Raw genomic sequence first — 22,439 nt, 5'->3', positions numbered from 1 at the left:
CGCGTTCGTGCATTGTGACGTTTCTCAAGCAAAAGAAGGGCAATATCGTCAATATCTCATCTATCAGCGGGATTTCCGGCATTGCGCGGCAGGTGAACTATTCGGCATCCAAGGCGGGCATTATCGGCTTGACCCGCGCCCTGGCGCAGGAAGTCGCGCCCTATAACATCCGTGTCAATTGCGTGGCACCCGGTTTTATTGAGACGGATATGTTAAGCATTCTCAAGGAGGATCTCAAGGATAAATTCCGCCGGGCCGTCCCTTTGGGCCGGTTCGGCCAGCCGCAGGATATAGCCAAGGCCGTTTTATTTCTCTTAAGCGAGCAGTCCAATTACATCACAGGCCAAGTCATCAAGGTCGATGGCGGCCTGCATACGAGCAATTGACAACTAGGTGAATAGGAGGGACTGACAAATGGCGCGTAGCGTTCAAGACGAAGTCTTGGAGATTGTCTCGACGGTTATCGAGAAAGACAAGGGCGATATTCCTCTGGACGCCCATCTGATCCAGGAGGTAGGTGCTGATTCCATGATGGCGCTTGAGATTCTGGCAGCCTTGGAAAAGAAGTATCGCATTGCGATTCCCGAAGAAAGATTGAAAGAAATGACGACCGTTAACAAGATCATTCAGATGGTACTGACGGCGAAAAAAAAGAGCAAATAGGCGCAAGATGCCTAAAGAAAGCATGGAAAAATGAAAAACTCTTTTGGGTCTGAAGATATCAAAAAATTTATCCCTCAACGATTTCCATTTTTAATGATTGACCGGGTCCTGGAAGCTTCGCCTGAGAAGGTCGTTGCCATCAAGAATGTGACAGCCAGCGAACAATTCTTCAAGGGTCATTTTCCCGGACAGCCTATTATGCCGGGTGTTCTTATCATCGAGGCCATGGCGCAAGCAGGCATCATTCTTTACAAGCAGAAATTCCCTAATGACAAGGTGCTTTTTCTTGTTTCCGTCAAGAGCCGCTTTTCAAAGCCCGTCATCCCCGGAGATCAGATGATGATTACGGTTGAACCCATAAAGATGATGTCGAAGATGGGGATTTTTAACGCAGTCATTACGGTAGAAGATCGCAAAGTCGCCGAGGCGGAGATCGCCTTTGGTTCTCAGGATGCCAAATTTGCATGAAGCCTTCCTCTGAAGCCAAGGATATTAAACGCCGCGTTGTTGTTACGGGGCTGGGTGTTGTGTCTTCCATTGGCATCGGTGTCGAAGAGTTCTGGAAGAATCTTGTCGCCGGACAATCGGGGATCTCTGATATAGAGGCTTTTGACACTTCGGATTATCCTATTCATAAGGGTGGAGAAGTCAAAAATTTCTGTCCGGAACATTTTATCGATAAGAGAAAAATCAAACACCTTGGCCGTGCCTCCCAGATGGCCATTGTGGCAACGAAGTTGGCCTTGGAAGATGCGGGTCTAAAAGAACGCCGGATTGAGAAGGCCGGCGTTTTGCTTGGGACAACCATGGGAGAGACCCAGATTTTGGAAAAACTTGATAGGATATGGGTCGAAAGTGGTCAATCCGGCCTAGTTGAAGATTTGATCGTGCGGTATACCTCCAACAATCTTTCCGTGAATGTCGCGACACATTTTTCTTCCGATGGTTTTAATGCGGTCATGCCGACCGCATGCTCTTCGGCTAATTATGCAACCGGATATGGCTTTGATTTGATCCGTCAAGGAGAGGGGGATGTATTCTTCTGCGGCGGCGTCGATGCTTTTTCCAGAGTCGCTTTCACCGGATTTAATCGTTTATTGGCCATGGCTCCCGAGAAATGTCAGCCTTTTGATAAAAACAGGAAAGGCATGATGTTGGGTGAAGGAGCGGGTATTTTGCTTTTAGAGTCGCTTGAGCATGCCCAGGACCGTGGCGCAAAAATCTATGCTGAGATACTCGGATATGGCTTAAGTTGCGACGCCCATCATATGACCCAGCCTTTGGAAGAAGGGATCGTCCGTTGTATGGAGAAGGCATTAAAGAATGCGGGAGTTTCTGAAGATCAAATTGATTATATCAGTGCCCACGGCACAGGGACACCCCAAAATGATAAAGTTGAGTGTGCCGCCTTGAAGAGAGTTTTTGGGGAGCGATTAAAATCCATTCCATGTAGTTCTATAAAATCCATACTTGGCCATACGATGGGTGCAGCTTCTGCTGTTGAATCAATTGCTTGTTGTCTTTCTATAAGAGATCAGGTCCTTCCTCCAACAATTAACTTTGAGACATCGGATGAAGATTGCGCTATTTTTTGTGTTCCCAATGTAGCAATAAGGCATAAACTCAAAATCGCGTTAAATAATTCATGTGCTTTTGGCGGTAATAATTGTTCAATTCTTTTCAAGAATGAATACTTTTAATTTTATCAAGCAGCTTATTTTAAATTTTTTGTTTTCAACCAGCCCTAAGGGCGTGAGTCAAAAGTTCATTTTTAGTGGCGATTTTGCTTTCATGGCAAATTTACCAAATTTTGAAGTTATTCCAGATAATATTTTTTTTGTTCCGTTTAAAAGTTTTATATTTAGGCATATGCCTCCATTAATTGTTTCTCAGATTACTGGTTTTAGAGATAAAAATAATAAAAAGCTTCGCGGAATTTCAATCTTATGTTTTCTTACTGCGGCCCAAATCATGGAAAATAGAAGTTTTGCTGCTCATAGAATATTGCAAGGGATTCAGCTTGCCGAAAAAGCTGGCTGTAAAATTGTTAGCTTGGGAGCTTTTACTTCAATAGCTGTACGTGATGGTCTCGATCTTTTGGGGAAGACCAAGCTTGGCATTACAACTGGAAATACCTACTCTGCCGTTATTGCCATTAAGAACCTTAAAAGAGCTTTATCTCTTAAAGGAATTAAATTATCTGATGTTACTGTTGCAGTAGTGGGAGCTGGAGGTTCCGTTGGATCAGGATGTGCTAAAGCTTTAATTAATAATGTGAACAAGCTTTTATTGATTGATATTCAACTCAAAGAGATAAGAAACATTTTTGGTAACCAGAGCAATATTAAGACTAAGCTAGTGTTGTCTGAGAAGATTGAGTCTATAAAAGAAGCTGATGCCATCATAGTTGTTACAAATGCAGTGAAGGGAATCATAAGAAAAGAATTTTTGAAAAAAAATGCTTTAGTCATCGATGGTGCCTATCCGCCTAATGTATCTGAAGAAACTATTGTTGCAAGGCCAGATGTGTTAGTCGTTTCTTCGGCTATTGTAAAGGTCCCCGGGGTGGATTTACATTTTAATTTTGGGCTAGGGAAAGAAGAGGTTCATGGTTGTCTTGCAGAAGCGCTTATCCTTTCTTGGCTGGGTGTAAGAAATCATTATGCCTTGGGAAAGGTTGATGAGAACAATATGATTGAGATGGATGAGGTCGGTTCAAAAATAGGTTTTGATGCTGCTGCTTTCCGTAATCTCGCCGGTTACCTTTAAGGAGATACAAAATGAACCATTATGCATTTTCTTGCTTAATCGCAAGCGTTAGTACGTTTATTTTGGGATTGTTGGTATATTTGAAAAATCGGCGTAGTTTGTTAAATATCATGTGGGCTTTATTCGAATTTAGCATTTCGCTCTGGTGTTTTTCACAATTTATAGAATCGACCATTATAACTCCTCATTGGGCTTTATTTTGGAATAGATTAATGTTTCTAGGAATAATTTTCATTCCAATTTGTTTTTTCCATGCCACCGTGCTTTTGTTAGAGCAAAAAACAAAAATCCTACCGTTTGTTTATGGTATAGGTTTTTGTTTTGTTTTATTTCTCTCGCCACCGTTTTCTGATTTATTTATAAAAGACGTGGTGCTGAGGCCATATTTTGGTTATTACACTTCACCCGGTGTTCTATATAGTTTCTTCATGGCCTTTTTTGGTTTAACTGTAATCTATGCTTTCGTTCTTATGTTTAATAATCTTTATCGTGTCACGGGGATTAAAAGGCAACAACTTAAATATGTATTAATCGGATCTGGCATAGGTTTTGTATTAGGATCATGCAATTTTCTTCCTGCTTACAACCTTTCAACTTCACCATATATTAATTATCTTTTTGCATTTTGTAATGTTCCTATTCTTTACGGCATCATCCGATATCGACTTATGGATGTCAGACTTATAGCAACGCGCTCAGGTATTTTTGTGGCAACATATTCTTTAATTTTGGGAACACCTTTGTTAATTATTTATTTTTGGCAGAATGAATTAGTCGTTCTCTTTGGCTCATCTTGGTGGATTGTGCCTTTTCTTTTTTCTACTACTTTGGCAACTCTGGGCCCCTTTCTCTACATATATTTCGACAGTAAAGCTGAAAACAGATTGCTTAGAGAACAAAAAAATTACCAGAACATTTTGAGGGGTGCTTCTTCAGGTATGATTAGAATCAGAAATCTCGATTTATTGTTAAAGCTTATCGTTTATGTCATAACAAAAATTGTCAGAATCAAACATTCAATAATTTACTTATTGAACGAAGAGGGCTCTTTTTACGTCTTGAAAACCATGAGAGCGGCAAGGGGGGTCAGTATTGCTACAAAAGCCATTGACATGGGTTCTCCTTTGATTTGGCAGCTGAACAAGGATAAAGAGCCACTAGTGACTGAAGAGTTCATTATAAGGTTGAAAGAAGGATCACAGAATACCATCTTGTTAAGTTTGGTTGAACAGCTGACTCAGTTGAATGCTGCTTTGATTGTTCCGAGTTTTGTAGAGGATCGCCTTATTGGAATACTTGTTTTGGGCGAGAAGCGTTCGGGAAAGATGTATTCACAGGATGATTTGGCGGTATTTTCTGTTCTGGCCAACCAAGCTGCTCTGGCTATTGAAAATGCACAATTCTATGAGGAAATCAGAAAGACACAAGAGTCGCTCTTCCAGGCAGAGAAAATGGCAACGATTGGCACCATGGCTGATGGCCTTTCGCATCAGATTAATAATAGGTTCCATGCTCTTTCTTTGATTGCCGGCGACTCCCTGGACGTTATAAAAAATTATGATTGTTCTCAGTGTAGCGAAAAAACAAAGCAGATATTCAACGATCTCAAAAATTCTCTGGAGCGTATTCAAGCTAATGTTCTTCAGGGGGGAGAGGTAGTGAAGGGACTGCTTAAATATTCCCGCCCTGGGCAAGGTGGATTTGAAAGGGTCAGTTTTAAAGATGTCCTGGATGGCGCGGTAGAAATGGTGAGCTATAAGATTAAGCTTAGGGAAATTGACCTCATTAGAGACATTCCATCAAATCTTCCGTGTCTTAATGCTAATATTGTTCAATTGCAGGAAGTTTTTTTTAATCTAATAGATAATGCTTATGATGCTATAAAAGAACGACAGGCATATTTAAATGAAGAAGGATACCGAGGAAGAATCGAGATTTCAGCTATGACAGATCAAACTTGCATACATGTGAATGTTCAAGATAATGGCATAGGTATTAAGACTGAAGATGTGAAAAAACTTTACACGCCTTTCTTTACCACAAAGGCAACTTCACGAAAGGGGACGGGCCTTGGTTTATATGTTATTGAAAAAATTATCGCTTCTCACAGTGGCCAGCTTAAAATAGATTCTGTTTATCGGTCCGGGACGTGTTTTACTGTTAGCCTTCCTGTTAAGCCTGCGCTCGCGGCAGCCTAATTATTACAGACGTGCCCTGATTCAATTCGCTTTTAATCTCAATTGTGCCATCATGATTTTTAATAATTTGATGGCAAATGGAAAGGCCTAGACCAGTACCTTTATCTTTCGTGCTGAAGAATGGATTGAAAATATTTTTTAGGTTTTCTATTGATATTCCACAACCTTCATCTTTTACGATTATCTCAACCTTTTCATTAACAATAGATTTCGCCATAATATAGATTTTCCCTCCGTTAGACATAGAGTCCATCGCATTAATAATAATATTATAAAAGACTTGTTTAATCTGCGCGGCATCAATATTTGCAATTATGTCATGGTTTTCACATTGTTCATTAACTAGTATCCTTCTTTTTAGAAAATCGTTGTTCATTAATTCAAGAATTTCATCCATTATGTTGCATATATTCGTTGGTTTTAAAATTGGAAGAGAGGGTTTAGAAAAATCTAAAAGTTGTCTTACTATGTTGTTAATACGTTCTACTTCTTTGGGGATAATCTTTGAAAATTTTTTTAAAAAATTTTCGTCTTTGTACTTTTCGGGCAAAAATTCAGTGAATGTTTTTAATGCTGTCAGGGGATTTTTTATCTCATGAGCAACTCCAAGTGCAAGTGAGCTCACAGTTTTGAGACGTTCAGATCGCTCAATCTCTTGCTTAAGCAATTCATTTTCTCTGGCTAATTCTTCAGTCGTTTTGCCAAGAAAAAGGCAGTCAATATAATTTTGAATTTTGTCGCGCAAAGGATTAAACAAGAGCGCGATGGTCACGGCGGATAGTAGGCTAAGAAAAATAGATTTGTAGCCAAGGATGCCTCTAAATAACCATTCGCTGATAAAGATCACAATCAAATATATACAGGTAAAAATTGTTATCAAACCTGAATAGAGGAGGCCTTTTCGAAGAACAATCTCAAGCCCCATAACTTGATGTTTAAAAACGGCATAAGTAAAAATCATACAGTAAAGTGAAATGCCTAAATTGGCTAAAGGGTAGAACCCAAGGTTAAAAAAGTATAAAAAATTGATTGTTCCGCAAATACAGCCTATGGCGAGAGCAATGAAAAGCAGAAGTGCTTCGGTTTTCTGTTTTTTATTGATATTTTTTATATAAAAAATAATTAAATAGAAATGTGCTAAGGTTATGGTGATTAGCCAAAAAGCAAACCAGGGTAGATAGAATGGGCCCCTGTTTGGGAGTAAAAGGTAATTATATTTTTGAATAAAATTTGTGAATACTCCATTAGGTATGAATATGAGAATGATAAAAATATAACCAAAAAAATAAAAGGGAAGGCAAGATCTATAATTTGGTTTACCAGTTAGAATATGAATAAAGTGCAATAGGGTAAGAGCAATGGTGGTGACAAAAACAATAGTAATTTTTGCAATTTGTAATGCTATTCCCGATTCGAGGGTTGTTATGCTAAGGATAGTTGCTCCTACGGCCCAGCCAAGAATTGAAACATTCATTGTAAGCCAAGCTTTATGAATAGAATTTAGAGCGCCGAATCTAAAAGCTATGAGGATTACTGTTAAGGTCGAAAATATAAGAATTACGCTTGTGATAGTCAAGTAATTCATCTGTATAGATAGATAGGGAATTGGAGCTTAACGATCGTTCCTTTTTTGATTTTACTTTGAACTAAAATTTTCCCGTTGTGATTTTTGATGATCTGAAAAGAAATTGCAAGGCCGAGTCCTGTGCCAGATTCCTTTTTGCTATAGAAGGGGTCAAAGATGTGGGACAAATCTTCTTCTGTAATTCCGATGCCTTCATCTTTTATGGATATTTCAATAAAACAATTAACTGTTTTTTTTGTTTCAATAGATATTGTTCCTCCATCAGGCATGGCCTCCATGGCATTGAAAATAATATTAAGAAAAACTTGTTTCAATTGTTCGCCATCCGCATAAATGACCACATCTTCGTTTTGATATATTTCAATTAACTTTATCCTTCGTTTTAGAAACTCGCTGCTTAAGAAAATTAAGACTTCATGGATGATTTGTTGGGCATATATTTTTTGAAATTTTGGAGCAGAAGGCTTGGAAAACTGAAGAAGTTGTCGAATTATATTATTGATGCGTTCTGTTTCGGCAGGGATGAGTTTAGAAAATTTTTTAAGGAATTCTTTATCATCGAGTCTTTCTGGCAAGTATTCTGCGAAGGTTTTAATTGTTGTTATTGGATTCCTAATTTCGTGAGCAAGTCCCAAAGCTAAAGCACTAGCAGTCTTTAAGCGTTCAGAGCGTTCAAGCTCTTGTTTTAGGAGATGGTTTTCTTCGGCTATTTCTTGAGGGGTTTTTCCAAGGAATAGCCTATCAACAAACTTTTGTATTCGCTCTCGGATTGGACTAAAAAGTATAGCAATAATGCTTGAAAAAATTAGACTAATAATTAGTGAACTATAGCCAAACAAGCCCTTGAATAACCATTCTGTCAAAATCACCAAAGTTAAATATGTAATCATTAATATAGAAATAAGAATTGAATAGAAAAGCCCTTTTTTGTAAATGATATGTATTCCAATAAGACGATTTTTAAAAATAAAGTAAGTAGCAAGTAAACAATACATTGTGCATCCAAAGTTGCCTATTTGGAATATTGGGAATCTTAGGGGTATTAAAAAATTGAATGATCCAATTAAAAATGAAATTAAAATCGGAATTTGAAAATATTGGATTCCTGAGCTTTTATCAATTAGGTAACTTTTAATTAAGGTCAGATGAATATAAAAGCAGGAGAAGAACCAAGCTGAGAACCAATAAAAATATAATGGTCCTCCGTCCACAAGGATCATGCCTTGGGAAAGTTTATCCGCAGTTTTGAATACTAAATTTGTGAAAAGAATCAAGATGCCGAAAACGAATGCTTGCAGGTAAACAAACAATGTAAATTTTTTGAAATCATTTTTCAAAAGATAAAAAGCCATGTGGCTAATCGCAGGAGCTGTAAAAGTTACGGCAAGACAACCTATGCGCCAGCATAGATCGGCAAGATTGATATGAGAAAGGGGGAGAGTGCTGGCTATGGTAGCGGATGTTCCCCAGGCAAGAAGAGAAACATTGAAAAAAACCCACATTTTATGTACTTTTTCTTTTCCAAAAACCAGAAGTAAAATTGAAAGAACTAAGGATGTTATGCTGAGAGAAAGGCTTGAAATGAAGAACCAATTTATTGAGGGCATGAAATTAGAAGGACTCGCTTATTTTTTTGAGGATTTCTTTTGAAGCAAAGGGTTTTGGGATGTAGTCATCGGCGCCTGCAGACATGGCTTCTTGAGCGATTTCAGGGCTGGCATAGCCGGTGACGATGATGATTTTGATTTCAGGCCGTACGCGTTTAATTTCACGGGTGACCTCAAGGCCGTTTTGTTTGGGCATTTTAATATCGAGCAGGACGAGTTTGATGTCTCTATGGCGCTCAAGTTTTTCAAGACATTCCTTACCGCTGCAGCTAAAGATTAGATCGTAATCGTTTTCAAGGATCAACTTTAAAGATTCTCTAATACCTTCTTCGTCATCACATATTAAGATTCTTTTTTTAGCTGTCATGTTTCCTCCCATGGTGAAAGTTAATGGGTTGTCTGATTATAAAGCGACCGGACTAACGACGGTGATCAGCTTTGCGGGTTTTGAGCCGGTGTTCTTGACAGAGTGAGGGAGGGATGCATCGAAGTAAGTACTGCCATTTTTTTTAAGCTGATAGGCTTTGTTTCCGATCTTTAATTCTGTTTCTCCTTCGAGGCAAAAGATGAATTTATCCGTTCCAGGGGAATTTTCTTCTGCTGGTGTTCCTTTTTGCGGCTCTATGATTAAAAGCTGGGGTAGCATTTTCTTTTTCCCGGTTTGTCTGGCCAGAATGATAGATGATACCTTTTCGTCGTAATTGAAAACCTCCGCCTCTTTTATTGTCTTTTCATCAAAGGCGACCACTTTTTCCTCGGCATTCTCCAGCCCCTTATAAAGCTCCCCAAGGTTGACACCCAAAGCGTCGCATATTTTAAGATGGGTATTGAGATTCCCGGTTGTGACGCCATTTTCAATACGGCTCAATGTGGCCTTGGCGACCCCAGAAAGCTCGGAGAGTTTATCCAGCGTAAGATCCTTCTGTTTCCTTAATGCTTTAAGTTTTTCGCCTAATTTCATAGCCTTCTCCTTTGTTTAAAGATATCATAAATGGAACAAAAAGTCAAACAAAATTGGAAATATTATATGAGTAAATTCAAAAAATAAGGAAATTGTATCAAATTGGCATGCAACAAGTTGTAAGATTAGTTCCATTTATGGAAAAATAATAGTTGACATAAATGGAACAAGATGTATACTCGTTATTGCAACAAAAATTATGTTCAGCTATAAATCAGTAAGTATGATTACATTCGAGCTCAAAGAAAAACTCGCCGAACAATTCCTCAAAAAAGGCATGCCCCGCCATTGCGGTTTATGCAGAGACAACATACTCTGCGCGCGCCGTAATCCTGAATCATTTTGTTTGTGGTTGAAACGCAGGAGGATCTCTATGAGAAGCTTTCTTGTTGTTTTGGGCTTATTGTCTGTTTTCCCGGTTTCTGTTTTTGCTACATCGCCTACGCTGGGTTCCGTTTCTCCGTCTAACGCGGTTATTTCAGCAAACAATTATATGACATTTACTGTCGAGTATAACGATGCGGACGGGTGGACAAATATCAAGACGGCTTACATCCATGTGAACGTATCGACAAACAAGGCAAAATCATTCGAGGCCTATTATAACCGGGCAACCAATAAACTTTATTTACGTAACGATACCAATACTTCATGGGGGACAGGATATGCTCCCGGAGCAGCGCGAATACTTGAGAATTCATATGTGAGGATGGATTGCTCGCAGACAAGCGTTTCAGGTAGCGGCTCGAGGATGACAATTCGCTGGGTGGTTTCATTCAAGGAGACGTTTTTGGGCGCAAAGAACATATACCTCTATATGCAGGATGCTGGGGGATTAAAAGCCGGTTGGACAAAAAAGGGTGCATGCACGATCACAGAACCAGGGACAATCATAGGGCCCGAGGGAGGCGAAGTCCTCTCATCTGACGGGAAGACAAGATTGATTATTCCGGAAGGAGCCATGTCTACAGCGCGTGGTTTTGAGATACTCCCCGTGAATCCAGAGTTCATGGAAGGGGCCATTCCAAACCAGACGATGCTTTTGAATGTTGTTGAATGCAAGCCTTATGGTTTGGTTTTTAATGTCCCCGTTCAACTTATTTATCGATTGGACCAGGCTGGTATTCCGGGGACTCCGGTTGAGTTGGGGCTCTATGATAGCGTCGAACAGAAGATCATCTCTACAGGAAAAACGTCGGTTATTTCTTCAGATGGTTATAGCGTGACTTTTTCAGTGGATCATTTTTCCACATATGCGGCTTTGATGAGCCTTGTGTCTCAAGGTGCGCCGATTGGCGGCGGGGTAAAGATTCCGTTGCCGGATCTTCTAACAGGGGCGTTCAGCCATAGTTTTCCGATCACCGTGGCGCCGGGGCGGAAAAGCATCCAACCTTCGCTTGCGCTTGTCTATCGTTCTTCAAATGCGAATTCTTGGTTGGGCATGGGGTTTGATCTGAAACAAGGATATATCGTCCGTTCAACGCGGCTTGGCGTGCCGACTTATGATGATACCAAAGATACGTTCTATTTAGTTACGGATGCTGGGACAACGGAATTGGTGCATTTGGTTGATAACCTGTATCAAACAAAGATTGAGTCTTCATTTACTAGATTTTATAAGGAGAGCAATGACAGCTGGCGAGCTTTGGGGAAGGACGGCAATGTCTTGAAGTTCGGCGAGACGGATGAAAGCAGGGAGGCGGGTTGGGGAGGGACGTTTAGTTGGTATTTGACCAGGGTTCTGGATACAAATGGTAACGATGTGAAATATGACTACGCTAAAGATGCCGGGAAAACATACTTATTGCGCATCATTTATACAGGAAACGAAAATGCCGGCGTTACGGGCAGGAATTCAGTTGATTTTGTTCTGGAGGACAGGGCAGACCATGTATTTAGCTATATTAGCGGGACAAAGATAGAAACAGCAAAGCGCCTTAAGGAAATCCTGGCAAAGTGTAACGGCGATCTGGTTTGGCGTTATGTCATCGAATATGGCAAGAGTGATGACACGGATCGTTCTGTTGTGGCGTCATTCCAGCAGTGCGCAGGCGATGGTTCCTGTTTCCCTAAACAGGCCTTCGAATACCAGAGCAATAACTAAGATAGAGGTATTTATGCAAAAAATAGTCTCGGTTGTTTTGATCTGTGCTCATATGCTGGTGTTTGGCGGCGCCAGGGAGGCATTGGCATTCAGTATGGCCGGTTCAAGCCTGATAATACAAAGTGGCGCTGTTGTTCAAGGTGCAGGCAGTCGTGTGGCATCGGGTTTTGCTGTCAGCCAGGATAGTTTTGGTGAATCGTGTGTTGGCCGGACCAATAGCGCAACTTTTGTTCTGGAAAGCGGTTATGTTGCAACGACGAAATCGACCCCGCCTCTTTTGGCATATATTATTCCTAACCAGAATTGGCTTGAGAACGGGGTTAAAACGAATGCATTCGATCTGGATGACTATTTTTTGAGTTTTGACGGTAATGCTTTGGATTATTCGGTTAGCGGCAATCAGAGCGTTGTCGTGCAGATTGATCCTGTGACGAACGAGGTAAGTTTTTCCCAGTCTCAGGGTTGGTTTGGGACAGAGGTGGTTATATTTAAAGCAAAAGATATGGAAGGGAACCCCGTTTCTTCGAATGAAGTGACTCTTCAGGTAGAAGGCGTGGATAATGCGCCCGTTCTTGATTTTATTCCGGACATTTATGCGGACGAAAACCAGGAGGTTGTGATTACACCGCATGCGACAGACTTGGATGATGATGAGATCGTGTATGCATTTAGCGCACCGTTTGATGCACAGGGCCGGTGGCAGACAGACTATGATGACGCAGGAATGTATGTCGTCACAGTTAGAGCCACGGATGCCACCGGTCTTGTTGCCAACCAAGATGTTAAGGTTAATGTCAAAAATGTCAATCGTCCGCCTGTCTTGGCAGCTTTGTCCGATATTACGGTTCAGGAAGGCCAATTAGCAGTTGTAACTCCTCAAGCGACCGATGCAGATGGCGATGCCATCACTTATTATTACTCGTCTCCTTGGGATACGGCGGGAAAATGGCTGACAGGATATGATGATGCTGGCTCTTATCCTTATAGCGTCACGGCTTCGGATGGCATCGATACTGTCACCGAAAACGGAACCATTGTTGTTAATAATGTTAATAGATCGCCGGAAGTCGCTTTAAGCTTGAGTACATATACTATCAACAAAGGCGAAGATGTGATAGTCCGGATATCGAGCAGCGATCCGGATGGAGACGGGTTGACCTTTATTTTGAAGAAAGACAGCCAGGAAATAGCCTCCGGTGATCTCGATGGCGTGTATGAGAAAACGATTTCTTTTGATGATGCAGGAGACCACGCGGTGTCAGTAGTTGTCGCAGATACAGGCGGTTTAAGTGTCGAGAGTTCGGTCGGCGTGGATGTCGTAGATCCGAATGCCTCAACGAATCTGATATTTCCGATCATGGGTGATTTCGATGGCGATGCTCTGTGCGATCTGGGGCTATATAACGGCGCAACAGGGGTTTGGGAGGTAGCGATTTCAGAAGGTGGTGTTTTTACGAATGCCTCTGACTGGCTCCAGTCGGGGACGACTGGTGTCGATGTATCTCCGGTAGGGGGAGATTTTAATGGTGATGGAAAAGCCGATGCCGGACTGTATAACAAGACGAACGGTGAACTGCGTATAGCCTTATCGACGGGAAGCGGATTGTCTTTGCCTGCGTTATGGCTGGATTTTACGGAAAATCCTTCATCATGGCTTGTTTTTTCTGGGAATTTCAACGGAGATAAATATTGTGATTTCGGGTTATATAACAAAGAAACAGGAGAGGTGCGAGTCGTTTTAAGCCAAGGCAGCGGTTTTGGTGCCATGACGACGTGGCTGGCCGGTTTTGGAACGAATTATTCGATGTTGATGGGGGATTTTAACGGAGATTCATTGGCAGACCTCTGCCTTGTTAAGAAATCAAGCGGTGAATATAAGGTCGCGCTTTCCAATGGTAGGACTTTTCTGGACGGCGGCGTTTGGATTTCAGGATTCGGGGCCGGCAAAGAGCCCGTAGTTTCAGACTATAACAACGATGGGATTTCAGATGTTGGATATTGGGACAAATCCAGCCAGGATTGGTATTACGCGGTTTCGACCGGAGAAAATTTTTCGACAAAAGGACTCTTGGGGAGTTTTGGCAGCAGTGCCGATGAATTCGTTACAACTGGTGATTTTAACGGCGATGGCATATCCGATCGCGCCGGCTATGACCATGAATTGATTGGAATTTTACGATGGAAAACGCAGATTACCGATCAAAGGCCGCCAGATCTGCTTCGGCAGATTGCTAATGGTATCGGAGGTAAGACGGAAATTGTGTATTCTTATGCTTCTATCGCAGATAATCCTGGGCTGCCGTTTCCGGTGCAGGTGGCATCCGAGATTAAGATCATTGATACGCTGCCCCTTGGATCACCGCAAGAATCTTATAATCAGCAGTTTGTCTTTTCGGGTGGCTATTATGATGCCGTTGAGCGTGAATTCCGCGGATTTGGGAAAGTTAAGGCACTTGATCCCGTTACGGGAAATTACACGGAAACGTATTTCTATCAGGGTAAGCTTGATCAGGATGGCGCCTTGAAGGGGCAGATAGAAAAGATTGCCGCATTTGATGGGAATGGCCGTCAAATCAGTCAGGCGAGCAATACCTACGATGTCAGGAAGGCCGGTCCTGCCGATAATGTTCTTGGGTTTCCTGCTTTGATTCGTCAGGACACGATTGTGTGGGAGGAGGATGGCTCTGTATTAAGCACAGCCAGTGAATTTGATTATGACGCTATAGGCAACCCCCTTGAGGTAAGGAGTCTGGGAGACATTTTAAAAGAAGGCGATGAAAAAACGACGGAAACAACATTTGCACGCGCCTATGAGACGGGTTTGAATAGGCCGTTAGAGGTTATCTTGAAGGATAAAGACGATGCTGTCGTGACGAAAAAAAGCTTTGAATACGATTCGCGTGGCAATGTAGGCAAGGAGTCTATGGTTGTCGTCAATCCTTTAACGGGCGGTCAGCAATCGGTCGCCCGCAGTTATTTATACGACATTTTTGGTAATGTGGTGGCGACGACAGATGCTTTGGGCCGTACAGTGACGACGGAATATGAGACGGTATTCAATTCCTTTCCTTTGAATATCGCTAATACTTTAGGCCACGTAGTTTCTTACGTTTATGACCCAAAATTGGGCGTGATCATCCAGTCGACAGATCCTAACGGTAATATGAGCTCGACCTCTTATGACTCTCTCGGTCGTCCTGTCCAGACAATGAACGCTTATGGTGAAGTTGTAACAGAATTCAATTATCCTGATTTCAATACCAAAGCTTCCCGGCAGGGCAATCTTGAAAAAACGGAATATGTGGATGGCCTGGCTAGAAAATACAAAACGGTTTCAAACGGTGAGGACGGAGAAAATAGCCGTCAGGTTTCGACTGAGACCTATTTCGACAATATAGGCCGGGTCGAAAAGGAATCAATTGCGCATTATGTCGATGAGCCGGAAGCCCAGATTTCATATGTGCGATACGAATACGATATTCGCGGCCGCATCACAAAGACGATATCAGATTTTCCGGGGACGGCCAAAGACGCCGAAAGCCAGGTTTTCTATGTGACACCGCTTTATGTTGAGACTGTTGATCCGATGGGCCACAAGAAGGGAATCCTAAAAAACATTTACGGCAATGTTATTGAAGTCACGGAATTCACCCAAGGTGGGGTATACAAGACAGTTTACGACTATGATATCCAAGATAACTTGCTTAAGGTGACAGATACCCAAGGGAATATTTCGCAAATCTGGTATGATTCTGCGGGACGCAAGATCAAAATGGATGATCCCGATATGGGGGTCTGGACATATGAATACGATCTTTTGGGAAATTTAATCAAGCAGACCGATGCAAAAAATCAGGTTCTGGAATTCAGTTATGATGATTTGAATCGGCTGACCGGCAAGCAAGTCGATGGGCAAATACTTGCAACATATATTTACGATGAAGCAGCCAAGGAGAACTGCATAGGCCGCCTGTCGAAAGTCGTCGATGGTTCCGGGACGACGGAATTCTTCTATGACAAGCTTGGCCGGGAAATAAAGTCCGTCAAGACTGTCGATGCTCACGCATATGAGGTTCAAAGAGAATATGATGCCTGGGATCGTCTGACAAAATTGATTTATCCCGATAGCGAAGCAGTCGAATATTCTTACGATACCAATTCCGGATTTCTGGAAAGAGTGTCCAGTACTTCGACCTCAACGGATTACGTAAATTCAATAGACTATGACAGTCAAGGGCGCATACGTCGTATTCGGTATGGTAATGGTGTAAGCACAGATTATAGCTATGGCCAGGATTTGAGATTGGCGCGCATAGACACGGTGAGCGGAAGCGTCCATCTGCAGGATTTGAACTATATCTTTGACAAAAACGGCAATGTGGCGACCTTAACGGATAATCTGCGTAATAATATCCGCACGTTCGGCTATGATGAGCTGGATCGCTTGACTTCCGCGCAGAATATTCCCGATGGAGACGGCGTATCCAATCATAATTTTCAATACGATGCCATTGGCAACATGACGTATAAGTCTGATGTTGGTTTTATGCTATACGGCGCGAATGCCGGGCCACATGCCGTGACGTCCGCAAGCAGTTATAGCTACGAGTACGATGCCAATGGAAACATGACGTCAGGAAAAAATAAAACCCTGGAATATGACGTTGAAAATCGTATAATTAGGATAATTCAACCCGATGCCGTGACGTCATTTATGTATGACGGGGACGGAGGGCGGGTAAGGGTTTCTCGAACCGCCGACAACGAAACCCGGACCACAACTTATATCGGATCGCTCTTTGAAAAGGACGATTGCACAGATTCCGGAAATCAGCTTACGCAGATTAAACATGTCTTTGCAGGATCGACGAGAGTTTGCAGCATTAAATCTGTGGCTGGCGGGTCGGCAGACATAAACTATTATCATGGAGATCATCTGGGGTCTTCAAGCATTGTTACCGATCAGAACGGCCAGCAGGTCCAACATCTGGAATACGCGCCTTATGGTAGTGTTTCCAAAAACGAAGGCGTGGATGTCACGGATTACAAATTCACCGGTAAGGAGCTGGATGCAACGGGGCTTTATTTCTACAGCGCGCGCTACTATGATCCCGAAATCGGCCGCTTCGTTTCAGCCGACACCGTTGTCCAGGCGCCCTACGACCCTCAATCCCTGAATCGTTATTCCTATTGCCGCAATAATCCGCTGAATTACATGGATCCAAGTGGGCATTTTTGGTTTATAATTATCGGCGCGATTTTAGGAGCAATATCAGCAGCAGTTAATGATCAACCTGTTTGGCAAGGTCTGTTATTAGGTGCCTTGGGAGCTGGTTTAATTGGCGCGGGAGCAACGGCAGCAAGTTCATTGTGGGGACCTGCGTGGGCTTTTGTCGGAGCTTCAGCCGGAGGGGCTGCATCAGGTGCCATAAATGGAGCAGCTTACGGTGGCGATATTGGAATGAACGCTTTGGTTGGAGGAATAGGCGCTGGCATAGGATGTGGGTTAGGTTATTCGGCTGGTGATCAATTCTGGCCAGGTTTTGCTGCTGCGGTACTTGGGGGCGCAGGGAGCGGTGCTATTGGAGCGGCAATCTTTGGTGGCGACCTTGGTCAAGGTGCCTGGATGGGGGCGTTATATAGTTCTGTCGGTTATCTTGCAAATAGAGTTGCGGAGTCAGGAAACAGAAAACCAAAAACAGAAACTGAAAAACAGACTGAGCAAAAGAGAGCTGCTAATCTGCAACAGACCTTGGATGCGGCACGTGAAGAAGGCGGAGTCGAAGGACAGCTCAAGACTGCTGCAAAAATAGCAGCTGTTTCAGAGAACAAGTTTATACGTGTTCTAGATAGCGCTCCATCTGAAAATTGGCTTAATGTAAGTACAGAAGGCAAGTATTTCAATCATGGTCTTTTTTGGGGGGATTATACGAGTTCTATGATACAGTCTGGATGGGGGTTAGGAGTAGGAGTGATTGTTGCCGCAGCTGCATCTTTTCCTTTTAATCTTTTGGCTGGCGCTGCTGTTGTCGCATCAAGCATAACTTATGCAGTTGATGCAGCTAGGAGAGCGTGGGTTCCAATTTATGGAGAGCAGCAATATCATTACCCTGTGATTAAAAATGCAAATACAAAATAATACAGTGAAAAAACAATTTAGCTTTCTTGAAAAATTTAAATTTATATACATACTCGGTTTTTACACACTTTTAATATTTTCTGATCTGGTAAAATTATTAAAAACGATTTTTATCAAATCTCAAGATATTATTAAATACGGAGATTTTTGGCTCTATGTCAATATTGGATTAATCTTAATTTTTATGGGAATAATATCAATAAAAAATAATAAAGAAAAGATTGCTGTTAGTACTCTTGGTGTTGCTCTTATTCTAAATCCTCTAGGAAAATACTTAGATTATCAATTGAATTTAGTATTAATAATTTTTTTAGAATTAGGGAGTCTATATTTCTTTTGGCTGGCCAGCAAAATTTATAACAATAAATTTAAAGGATATGGCGGTATTAATAAAATCAAAATTTTTATAATTTTAATTGTTTTATTAATACCGCCTATTTTAATTGGGTTATTTGCGTTTATTCAGAGTAGAGCGCAGCACTCTTTAATTCTTCACTAGAAGGGGCAATTTAAGGAATGATACTGGGAAAATGATTGGGACGGTTGTTCATACCTAGGAGGGGAAAACAAGTGATCGGACCTCAACGGGGATGTGACTGTCGCTGAAAAACGGGGAGGGAATATAGAATGAGAAAGACAGCCTGCTTTATTTTCCTATCTTTTTTAGTATCGGGGTGCGCTTATATCAGCCAAAATTTGAAAGTTGAACCTTCAGCAAATATTTTATCTTCTCAGGTAGGCGCTGGTAAAAAGATCGGTCTATGCGTTGTAGATGAAAGAGAAGATCGGATCATTGGCAATAGATCGAATGTTTATGGGATGAAGACGGCCAAGATTACGACTGATCAAGATGTGCCAGAAATTTTGCAAACGGCGATGTCGGATGGGCTGCGGAAGAAAGGCTTTCTTCCTGTGGCAAAAGATGAATCAGCTACATCGATGAAAGTTGAATTAAGGGTTCTTGCTTATGATGTAGAAATGGGCTTTTGGACAGGTGGCAATATCGGAAAATCCACAATTAAGATTGTTGCAACAAATGCTGCGGGTCAAACATATGAAAAGATGTATCATGGGCAAAGAGAGATCAGAACTTGTTTTCTCGGTTCGCAAGAAACAAATGCCAAAGTAGTCAATTGCGCATTTTCTGCTGCAATAGAGAATATTTTTAACGATAAAGATCTAATAGATTTCTTGGTTAAGGAGGAGAAATAATAGAGGCGTCTATTTTTAGATAAAATAGTACTAGATAGTAGCAGATAACCCATACTGGTTTTAGCTTTGATTGGAGGGGGATGGATGAAGGCGATTGGGGAGACATGGTTGATTCAGATTGAAATTACAAATGCATGCATACATCAGTGTTTGCATTGCACGCGCTTTGTCGGACATCACGGCAAGCCCTATTTCATGGATTTGGGGACGTTTGAAAAGGCCCTTGATTCTTTGGAAGGCTATCCGGGAGGAGTGGGTGTGATGGGGGGTGAGCCTACTCTTCATCCGAAATTCAGGGAGATTTGCGAAATCCTGCGCAAGAAGATGCCCCTGGAGAAGCGATTCTTGTGGACTTCCGGCTACAAATGGAAAGAGTATCGGGATATTATCCGTCAGACGTTCGCCGAGAACATTTATTACAATGACCATGAAGATGATACCCAGAAGCATCAGCCTCTTTTGATCGCGATGGAAGATGTGCTGGATGATCGCGCCTTCATGCGTACCTTGATCGATAAATGCTGGATACAGGAAAAATGGTCGCCTTCGATTAATCCAAAGGGTGGGTTTTTCTGCGAAGTCGCCGCAGCCATGGACATGCTTTTTGATGGTCCTGGCGGATATCCTCTGGAAAAAGGCTGGTGGAAGAGGACGGTAAAGGATTTTGAAGACCAGATCAACAGGTATTGTTTTCGGTGCAGCGCCGCTTTGCCCTTGCCGCCTTTCAAGAACCAGAAGGGGGATGAGCTGGTCTCTGCGTCGAATTACGCCGAATTGCAAAAGATCTGCAGCCGCAAATTCCGTGAGTCTAAAGTCCGGCTCATTGACACAAAGTATACAAAAGAACAAATCCTGGAATGGAGTAAGAGCTGGCAACCCTGGGTTTATACGGGTGAGCAGGGCCGCAAGACCCTGTATGATCTCTATGGATGGTGGCATGGGTTCTGGGTCACGCAGGGCAAAAAAAGCCGCAAGCGCAAAAAGAAACAACAGCAGGCTAGAGCATAACGATCTTGGATAATCAAACTTCTTCAAAGGGCAAGAAACGCTTGGCTTTGGTTTTTCATCGGAATTCCCGGGTTGCGATGGGGGAGCGCTGCATGGAGATCCTTCGGCGCGATCCGCTTTTTGAGCTGCATCAATTTGATATGCAGGAGATCCAGTCGGTCAAGGGCGGTTTCGATTTTTATATCCGCTTTGACGACGGAGATTATACGATTGTGATGCCTCAACGCCTGCACCCGGCCGCCTGGTGGATTTCCGATACCCACCTCAAGAAACCTTACAAGAAAATCAGAAGACAGGCCGCAAATTATGATGCGCTTTTCCTGGCGCAAAAAGACGACATCCAGCGATTGAAGAAAGATACGAGAGTTACGGCTCATTGGCTGCCGTGGGCTGCCGATGCGCTGAAGCCGGGACAGATATTTTTGGGCGACGATCAGCGCCTATACGACATCTGTTTTATCGGCACGGAAGGGAAATACAGCCTTCGAAAGGTGGTCATCGAGACGCTCAGGTATTATTATCCCAATTCTTACATCGGTCGTGCCGAACGCGAACAATTATACGATTTTTACTCCAAAGCCAAGATTGTCGTTAATTACCCGATCCATAACGATATCAACGCCCGGTTCTTTGAGGCTATGGGGGCGGGGGCCATGTTCTTGACGCATCGCGTGAAGGGGAACGGCGTTGATGAGCTTTTTGAAGAAAACAAGCATTTGGCCATGTTCGATGATATCCAGGGCGAGATGAGGCAAAAGATCGAGTTTTATCTGGCGCATTCTGAAAAGAGGATGGAGATCGCAAAAAATGGTTTTGATCTTGTCAACGGTCGCCACACGTATCGAGACCGGCTCAAGACATTGTTTAAGACTCTCGGCATAGCATTATCGGAGGGTCATTAGCTTGTATCGTATATCAAAGGGTATGGAATCGAAATTTGACCTGTTTTCGCCTTTCTGGTTCTATAGGTCCAGATACGAAGAGTGGTTTATTATCCGCATCTTTGGCATTTATTACTGGTTTCACGAAAAAAAGAAAAAATCGGCGTAAGGCGCCGGATTCATTTAAGACAGTCCAAGAGAAGACCGTATGAGCAATCGAAAGATCGTCGACCCCAATCTCTACGACGCGAATTATTATTATCATGATAACGAAGGGTGCCATGAATACGCGCAAGGGCTGGATATCGCTATCCACCCTAAATATAAGCACGTCCTGGAGATCGCTGTTCCGCGACAAGGCGATGAAATCTTGGATGTCGGTTGCGGCAGGGGCGAATTATTATATTATTGCGCAAAGAAGGGAGCTCATGTATTAGGTCTGGATTATAGCAGGACGGCCGTTGATATCGCCCGGCAGACGATACAGATGCTTCCTGTCGGGATGAGGTCTTTTGCCAGGGCTGAGATTGGCGATGTTGCCGATCATGATTTTTCCAGGCGTTACGATCTGATTTTTATGCTTGATGTTTTTGAACATATGAATGACGATCAGTTAGGACGAACCTGTGAGAAATTCAAGAAAATCCTCAAAGAAAACGGAAGGATCATCATCACGACACCAAACCTTTATTATGAGAAGTATCTTCAGCCGATCAAAATGGCTCTGGATCTTCCATTCCGGTTTTTGAAATGGACCTTCCGTGTGTTGAGAGGTAAGTATCGGCCTAAGAACGTTGCTGAATTCATGAGGAATGCGTTAAAGGTCAAAGTTGTGGGAAGGGGAGAAGCTGGAAAGGCCTTGCATGTGAATGTCTGCACGCCCGGCAAAATTAAAGCCATGCTGAGAGATTTTAAAGTGGACATCTGGTGTGAAGATCCGTCATGGGCGCCCATCAGTTTAATGACTAGAAAATGGTGGGGTAGGCAAATCGTTGCTGTGGCGAGACGCGGATAATTTTTTTTGCTTTATTTGTTCCATAATTGGAATATAAATGTATTCGAAATGGAATTAATTGGGATGAGGAGTGATCTAAGATGAGAAATCTTTTGAAGGATTTTCTAAGTCAGGGCCGACGGCTAGAGGAAATAGATAAGCAAGAAGGTCATTTTGGAATCAAGGAGGGGAGGATTGTTTTTAAAATAGCCAGATCTCTTAATGATTTCTCCGTGGTTGTCGAGATTGGAGCCTATAAAGGAAAATCTACTTGTTTCATTGCCGAAGGGCTCAAGGGCTCATCTTCAAGATTATATT

At 42.4% G+C, this 22,439-nt stretch carries 18 protein-coding genes; 14 read left to right on the top strand and 4 right to left on the bottom strand.

The window, feature by feature from the left end; translation table 11 throughout:
* The 6 genes from WC473_05730 to WC473_05705 all read left to right on the top strand — a co-directional run.
* A partial coding sequence (locus WC473_05730; GenBank protein MFA5125290.1) for an SDR family oxidoreductase occupies nucleotides 1-386 on the top strand: 386 nt, incomplete at its 5' end.
* A 28-nt stretch (nucleotides 387-414) separates the two neighbouring features.
* Entirely contained in the window at nucleotides 415-663 is a 249-nt protein-coding gene (locus WC473_05725; GenBank protein MFA5125289.1) for an acyl carrier protein, read from the top strand.
* 30 nt (nucleotides 664-693) lie between these two features.
* On the top strand, nucleotides 694-1,131 hold the full coding sequence (gene fabZ, locus WC473_05720; GenBank protein MFA5125288.1) for a 3-hydroxyacyl-ACP dehydratase FabZ: 438 nt from the start codon (nucleotides 694-696) through the stop codon (nucleotides 1,129-1,131).
* Entirely contained in the window at nucleotides 1,128-2,363 is a 1,236-nt protein-coding gene (locus tag WC473_05715; protein MFA5125287.1) for a beta-ketoacyl-[acyl-carrier-protein] synthase family protein, read from the top strand. The genes fabZ and WC473_05715 overlap by 4 nt, the downstream gene beginning before the upstream one ends.
* On the top strand, nucleotides 2,350-3,432 hold the full coding sequence (locus WC473_05710; GenBank protein ID MFA5125286.1) for a hypothetical protein: 1,083 nt from the start codon (nucleotides 2,350-2,352) through the stop codon (nucleotides 3,430-3,432). The genes WC473_05715 and WC473_05710 overlap by 14 nt, the downstream gene beginning before the upstream one ends.
* An 11-nt stretch (nucleotides 3,433-3,443) precedes the next feature.
* Nucleotides 3,444-5,630, top strand: a complete 2,187-nt coding sequence (locus tag WC473_05705; protein MFA5125285.1) for an ATP-binding protein — start codon at nucleotides 3,444-3,446, stop codon at nucleotides 5,628-5,630.
* Here the strand turns inward: WC473_05705 and WC473_05700 are convergent.
* The 4 genes from WC473_05700 to WC473_05685 form a co-directional block, all read right to left on the bottom strand.
* Nucleotides 5,605-7,104: an ATP-binding protein gene (locus WC473_05700; GenBank protein MFA5125284.1), complete on the bottom strand. Its 1,500-nt coding sequence runs from the start codon at nucleotides 7,102-7,104 to the stop codon at nucleotides 5,605-5,607. The two genes, WC473_05705 and WC473_05700, sit on opposite strands and share 26 nt — an antisense overlap.
* A gap of 107 nt (nucleotides 7,105-7,211) precedes the next feature.
* A complete protein-coding gene (locus WC473_05695) occupies nucleotides 7,212-8,822 on the bottom strand; it encodes an ATP-binding protein (protein MFA5125283.1) in 1,611 nt (536 codons plus the stop codon).
* A 4-nt stretch (nucleotides 8,823-8,826) separates the two neighbouring features.
* Nucleotides 8,827-9,201 carry a response regulator gene (locus WC473_05690; protein ID MFA5125282.1) on the bottom strand — a complete coding sequence of 125 codons (375 nt, stop codon included), beginning with the start codon at nucleotides 9,199-9,201 and terminating at the stop codon, nucleotides 8,827-8,829.
* 24 nt (nucleotides 9,202-9,225) lie between these two features.
* Nucleotides 9,226-9,783, bottom strand: a complete 558-nt coding sequence (locus tag WC473_05685) for an XRE family transcriptional regulator (protein MFA5125281.1) — start codon at nucleotides 9,781-9,783, stop codon at nucleotides 9,226-9,228.
* Between the two features lie 751 nt (nucleotides 9,784-10,534).
* Here WC473_05685 and WC473_05680 point away from each other — a divergent pair.
* The 8 genes from WC473_05680 to WC473_05645 all read left to right on the top strand — a co-directional run.
* Complete coding sequence (locus tag WC473_05680; GenBank protein ID MFA5125280.1) at nucleotides 10,535-11,887, top strand: SpvB/TcaC N-terminal domain-containing protein; 1,353 nt, start codon at nucleotides 10,535-10,537, stop codon at nucleotides 11,885-11,887.
* 13 nt (nucleotides 11,888-11,900) lie between these two features.
* A complete protein-coding gene (locus WC473_05675) occupies nucleotides 11,901-18,026 on the top strand; it encodes an RHS repeat-associated core domain-containing protein (GenBank protein ID MFA5125279.1) in 6,126 nt (2,041 codons plus the stop codon).
* Entirely contained in the window at nucleotides 18,010-18,525 is a 516-nt protein-coding gene (locus WC473_05670) for a hypothetical protein (protein MFA5125278.1), read from the top strand. The genes WC473_05675 and WC473_05670 overlap by 17 nt, the downstream gene beginning before the upstream one ends.
* A gap of 128 nt (nucleotides 18,526-18,653) precedes the next feature.
* Nucleotides 18,654-19,238, top strand: coding sequence for a YajG family lipoprotein (locus WC473_05665; GenBank protein ID MFA5125277.1), 585 nt, complete (start codon nucleotides 18,654-18,656; stop codon nucleotides 19,236-19,238).
* Between the two features lie 84 nt (nucleotides 19,239-19,322).
* A complete protein-coding gene (locus tag WC473_05660; protein MFA5125276.1) occupies nucleotides 19,323-20,246 on the top strand; it encodes a radical SAM protein in 924 nt (307 codons plus the stop codon).
* A gap of 5 nt (nucleotides 20,247-20,251) precedes the next feature.
* On the top strand, nucleotides 20,252-21,148 hold the full coding sequence (locus tag WC473_05655; protein ID MFA5125275.1) for a glycosyltransferase: 897 nt from the start codon (nucleotides 20,252-20,254) through the stop codon (nucleotides 21,146-21,148).
* 187 nt (nucleotides 21,149-21,335) lie between these two features.
* A complete protein-coding gene (locus WC473_05650; GenBank protein ID MFA5125274.1) occupies nucleotides 21,336-22,142 on the top strand; it encodes a class I SAM-dependent methyltransferase in 807 nt (268 codons plus the stop codon).
* 80 nt (nucleotides 22,143-22,222) lie between these two features.
* Nucleotides 22,223-22,439, top strand: a 217-nt coding sequence (locus WC473_05645; GenBank protein ID MFA5125273.1) for a hypothetical protein, incomplete at its 3' end; no start/stop codon positions are given.

The organism is Patescibacteria group bacterium, assembly GCA_041650895.1.
GTDB lineage: Bacteria > Patescibacteriota > Patescibacteriia > 2-01-FULL-39-33 > 2-01-FULL-39-33 > CAISTG01.
This window is presented reverse-complemented; position numbering and strand designations above follow the sequence as displayed.